At 24.1% G+C, this 4,956-nt stretch carries 4 protein-coding genes and 1 pseudogene; all 5 read right to left on the bottom strand.

Going from position 1 to position 4,956, the window contains the following annotated elements; translation table 11 throughout:
• Positions 1-80: 80 nt before the first annotated feature.
• Entirely contained in the window at positions 81-1,073 is a 993-nt protein-coding gene (gene cas1b / locus Q0J90_RS00855; RefSeq protein WP_297276122.1) for a type I-B CRISPR-associated endonuclease Cas1b, read from the bottom strand.
• Between the two features lie 14 nt (positions 1,074-1,087).
• Positions 1,088-1,591 (bottom strand): CRISPR-associated protein Cas4, encoded by a 504-nt coding sequence (locus Q0J90_RS00850; RefSeq protein WP_297276121.1) that lies wholly within the window; start codon positions 1,589-1,591, stop codon positions 1,088-1,090.
• A gap of 3 nt (positions 1,592-1,594) precedes the next feature.
• Complete coding sequence (gene cas3, locus Q0J90_RS00845; RefSeq protein ID WP_297276120.1) at positions 1,595-3,910, bottom strand: CRISPR-associated helicase Cas3'; 2,316 nt, start codon at positions 3,908-3,910, stop codon at positions 1,595-1,597.
• Between the two features lie 19 nt (positions 3,911-3,929).
• The gene (cas5b, locus tag Q0J90_RS00840) at positions 3,930-4,661 is read right to left on the bottom strand and encodes a type I-B CRISPR-associated protein Cas5b (RefSeq protein ID WP_297276119.1); all 732 of its coding nucleotides are present in this window, start codon (positions 4,659-4,661) and stop codon (positions 3,930-3,932) included.
• Positions 4,654-4,956: pseudogene (locus tag Q0J90_RS00835) on the bottom strand (type I-B CRISPR-associated protein Cas7/Cst2/DevR); the annotation flags it as partial. The gene cas5b and the pseudogene Q0J90_RS00835, both read right to left, overlap by 8 nt.

Below are 4,956 nucleotides of genomic sequence, written 5' to 3'. Positions count from 1 at the left end.
TTAAAAACTGTTCTTGCAACTCTAGCACCATCTTCGTCATCTGTTTGTATATCATAAACTAATATTAAATACATTGTTTCTTACCACCATATTACAAAAGGTTTATATTCTTTTTCATTAAGTAAATGTTTAGATATTTTATAAAGTTCTAATCTAATCAAATGTTTATACGATACATCTCTTTTCAAACTTCTATGATTTATAGTAGTGGTAAGTCTTTTTTCTAATTCTTCTATTATAATTTTTAATGACCTATCTTTAAGTCTTAAAAAATTACTATCTTTATCAAAATCGCTTTCATCTATCATATTTTTATTTAATAATGAAAAGATAAGTCTGTCAACTATTAATGGCTTAAAAATTTCAGCTGTATCAAGTGATAATGAAAATCTTTTTACAGAAGGCTCATGCAAATAGCTTATAGTAGGATTTAATTGTGTTTTATAGATCTCTGATAATACCTTTGTATAAAGCACAGAGTTCAAAAAACTTATAAGTGAGTTTATCATATTATCAGGAGGACGCTTTACTCTTTTTTCAAAATCTATTTCCTGATTAATAATTTTTTTCCAAGAACTGTAATAAACCTTATGAATATTGCCTTCTATTCCCATTATCTCATTAATATTATAATATAAATCTATACTTGATTTTAATTTTTCTATGCTTTCTATTTCCTCTTTCAAATCACGTCCTCTATTGTCGTAATACTTTAAATTTCTTAATATGTTATCAGAAGCTCCGTAAACAAATTTTTTAGCAAGCAATACTCGCTTATCATAATCACTGTAATGCATAACCTGCTGAACGAGTAAATCCCCAGAAACTAATTTTTCTCTAGGATAAAAACTGCCAGAATAAAATTCGTAATAATTAAAAAAATGTACGCATATTCCCATCTGTGATAAAAAATTAAGCAGTTTAGTATTTATTGTAACTTCAGAAAAAACATAAATATCATAAATTACTTCTATAGGCAAATCTCTTTTTTCTCCGCTTGATTTTACAAACTGCAAAGTATTATCTTTTCTTTTAAGCTCTCCGCTTGAAAATAAATAATAAGATTTACTCATAAAAATAATTCCTCCTATATGTAGCAAAACTCATAATAAGCACATTTTTTACATGCACTTATATTTATAGCTTCTGGAATATCATTGCTTTTTATAATTTTATTTATAACTTCAAGCCAATCTAAAATATTTTTATCATCGTCTTCTTCAAGTAAAACTTCCTCTTTGTATCTTCTTGACGGAATATTCAATTCTCCTCTTATATCATTAAATCCATGCTGTTTTAATATAAATAAATAATATTTTATTTGATTAATAGCCATTTGTTTTTCTTTATCTGACTTTTTTATTTCATGCACCACATTATTTTTTAAAAAGTCTATATTTACTTTGCCATCTATCATAAAATTATGTTTTTGATTTGTATAAGTATTTTCATCAATAAACTTTCCAATTTGCACAAGTTCATTTTCAGACTCAAAAGATAGATTATGATAAGAAAGCCATACTTTTCTCATACATAAAAAGCTATAAGAATAAATTGTACCTGTTACATAATTTATATTTTCATTATTCATAATTTATAAAAACCTACTGTCAATATCAGCCTCATCATCTATATCATTTGATAAGCCTGTATTATTATCATATTTTAACTGTGTAACATAAATATGATCTAGTTTGTCATTTGAAATTTTAATATTGCAGTATTTGTTAAAATAATAATGAACACTCATAGTGTATTGCATTATATATTCTAAAATATTGAATTTATCTTCATCAAAACTATTATCATATTTTTCAAATATTTTTTCTTCTTCTAGTTTATTATAAAATTTTTGAGGCATTACAGTTATGCTGTTAATGTTTCTAAACTGTTCTCTTGCTTTTTTATCTTCCAATCCGTTGATTGGAAAATCAAGAAGTGTATTAATATTTTTTTCTATAGTTTTATAATAATTGCTTTCATCTTTTTTTAGTTTCTCTACATCATAAACTTCATTAATATATTTTTGCTTATCTTCTTCAGTAAATATTTTATTATCATATTCTTTTATGCTTTCAACAGAGTAATCATATATTTTACTTTCATATACATGAGGAACACCTATTTTAGTATTATAAATAAATATATTAGGATCATTTTTATCATAATTTCTGTCTCTGTAAACTCTGCCCATTCTCTGAAGTAAACTGTCAGCTGATGACATATCAGTATGAAGCTCATCAAAATCTATATCCAAACTTGCCTCTACTATTTGAGTTGATATCCATATACCATAGGTTTCTTCTCTTTTACTAATATCATTAGGGGCAAAATATTTTATTTTTTCTTCTTTTTCTTTTCTTTCTTTCATTATGAATCTTGAATGAAGAAGATTAATTTCAATATTTTTATTTTCTTCTTTAATTAAGTTTTCCAAATCGGCATAAACTTTTTGAGCCTGTTTTACAGTATTGCATATAACCAAAACTTTTTTATTTTTTGCACTTTTTAATATTTTCTCATAATTAAAATCTTTTTCATCGATAAATTTTATAAAATGTCTCTTGATTGTATTTCCTTCTCTATCTTTTTTATAAAATGTTTTAATTTCAGCTAGGTTTTCTTTTCTAATATTTTCTTTTAAAAAATGAATTACTATTGGAGGGAGAGTTGCTGTCATTATTAAAAATTTACCTCCTAAATCATCTATAACTTTAAGTCCAAAAATTAAAAATGCTATAATATCAGCGCTGTACGACTGTATTTCATCAATAATTAATTTGCTGTATTTTAAAGTAGCTGGAAATTTTTCTGTTCCTAAAGATTTAAACACAAAATAAAAAAGCTGATCCACTGTGCATATAATTAAAGGATAAACAAAATGTCTTGTTTCTATATATTTAGTTTGATAATCATCTTCACACTCTTTTTCTTCTTTTTTCATCATCATTTTAGAATCAGAATGTAGAAAACTTATTTTATCTTTTTCATAATAATTTTCTTTTATTCTTTCATAAATAGCATTAATTGACACTTTCAAAGGTAGAGTATAAAAAGTTTTTGACTTTCCTGCCCAAAGTAAAGCCCCTTCTGTTTTTCCAATACCAGTAGAGGCAATAATAATAACATTTTTATCCTGATTATCCTGCATATATTTTTGGCATTCATTTATATCAGAATTCAACTTTTTAATTTTATTTACAATATTTTCTTTAGGATCAAAAGGCTCAAGTTCCAAAGTATCAATACCTATTTGTTTTTTATTATATAAATAAGTACTTGCGGCATAGTCTAATTTATTAAGCATTCCTTTCACAACAATGAACTTAATCCAGAATTTATATACATATTTTGGTTTTAATTGAAATATGTTATTTATTATCTTGTTATTTATAAGGCCGTTAGATGAACAGTATTCAATTCCATAATTTTTACCATTAATTTTTAAATCATTTTCTATTATTTTTTCAAATATTTCACTGTCTTCTAAATTGAATTCTCTATTATGATGATTGTATATTGAAGTTGTCAGTATTTCTAAATCATAATAATCAAAATTGTATTTTTTACTCAATTCATCTTCATTAATAAAACAGCAGCTTAGTATACCATGTGGAATGTTTTTTATGTTTTTATATTCTTTATAAAATTTTTCAAGATCTTTATTTTCTTCAAAATGCATATTGCTTTTTTTATACATATCTTTTTGAAATCTATAATTAATTTTTCCTAAATCATGCATTTCACAAGCAACTTTTATTAAATCAATTTCTTTTTGTTCAAATTTATTTTTATATTGTAATAAAAAATCTTCAAATAAATTTATTAGTTTTTTTGTATGTACTTCTAAAGATTCAGTATCATAGTAATTTTTTTTAGAAGATTTAGCTAAATATTCATTTTTATTCATATACTTAATCCCAAAAAAATTATGCTAAAAATACTCCTGTATTTTCTTCATTATCTTTATATACATTTTTAGTAAATCTTATCTTTTCAACTCTTCTTTTTATATATTTAACTTTTACTTTTTCTTTCCAATTTCTTATATCAGATGAAGTATCGAATACTTTATTAAGTAAATATACTGTTCCTGTTATGTTATCTTCTTCTCTAAAATATTCTAAAGGTATATATGCATCATAATTAATATTTACAGTATTAGTTTCTTCAAGTTCAATTTTTCTAATATTCTTAATTTGTAATATATCTTCATGGCGTCCTAATGCCGGATATACATAAGGTTTTTCCAATCCATTGAAGATTCTTTCAAATAATTTTTCATTTTCTGGTACAATATGTATAAGTAGATTAACATCAATTAGTAATTCTGATATCCCAGTTCCTCTGATTAATCCAGTTTGTCTTTTTTCATTTTTGTTTAGAATGGCAAAGTATTCTCTGTCTCCTTCACATTTATCAGGAGTGAAAAAATATCTTGTATATAAATCTGTATTAATACTTTCACTTATACCCTGAATACTTATTTTCATTGGCATATATTCACCATTTTTGCAATTACAAACTTTATGAATCATGCCAATTACACTTGAATATGGAGGAAGTTTAAAAGTTTCTTTGAAATCAAAACTAGCAGGACGTCTATAATTAGGCATATTTTGATAACATTTAAATTTAATGGCTTTAAGTTTATTACTCATAGTATTTATCCACCTCTTGGCATAAATGGTCAATTACATCAGATACACTTACAGCATTTAATTCTGTTTTTATTTTTTCAGTATTTGAAAATATTGAATCTATTATTCCGCATTTTGTTTTATTTTTTATTTCTTCATCAAGTTTTAAAACATCTTTTATAGTTTCTATTTCCAAATTATTTTTATTAACTTTTAATCTGTTTTCAAAGAAAGGATTTTTTATATTATAAACTCCGCCTATTATGAATATAGGACTTAAATTTTCTCTCCTTCCTCTTATATCTCTGTATAAGAA

The sequence above is a fragment of the uncultured Brachyspira sp. genome (assembly GCF_944390595.1).
Classification (GTDB): Bacteria; Spirochaetota; Brachyspiria; order Brachyspirales; family Brachyspiraceae; genus Brachyspira.
Note: the sequence above shows the minus strand (reverse complement) of the source record. Positions and strands in the feature narration are given on the sequence as shown.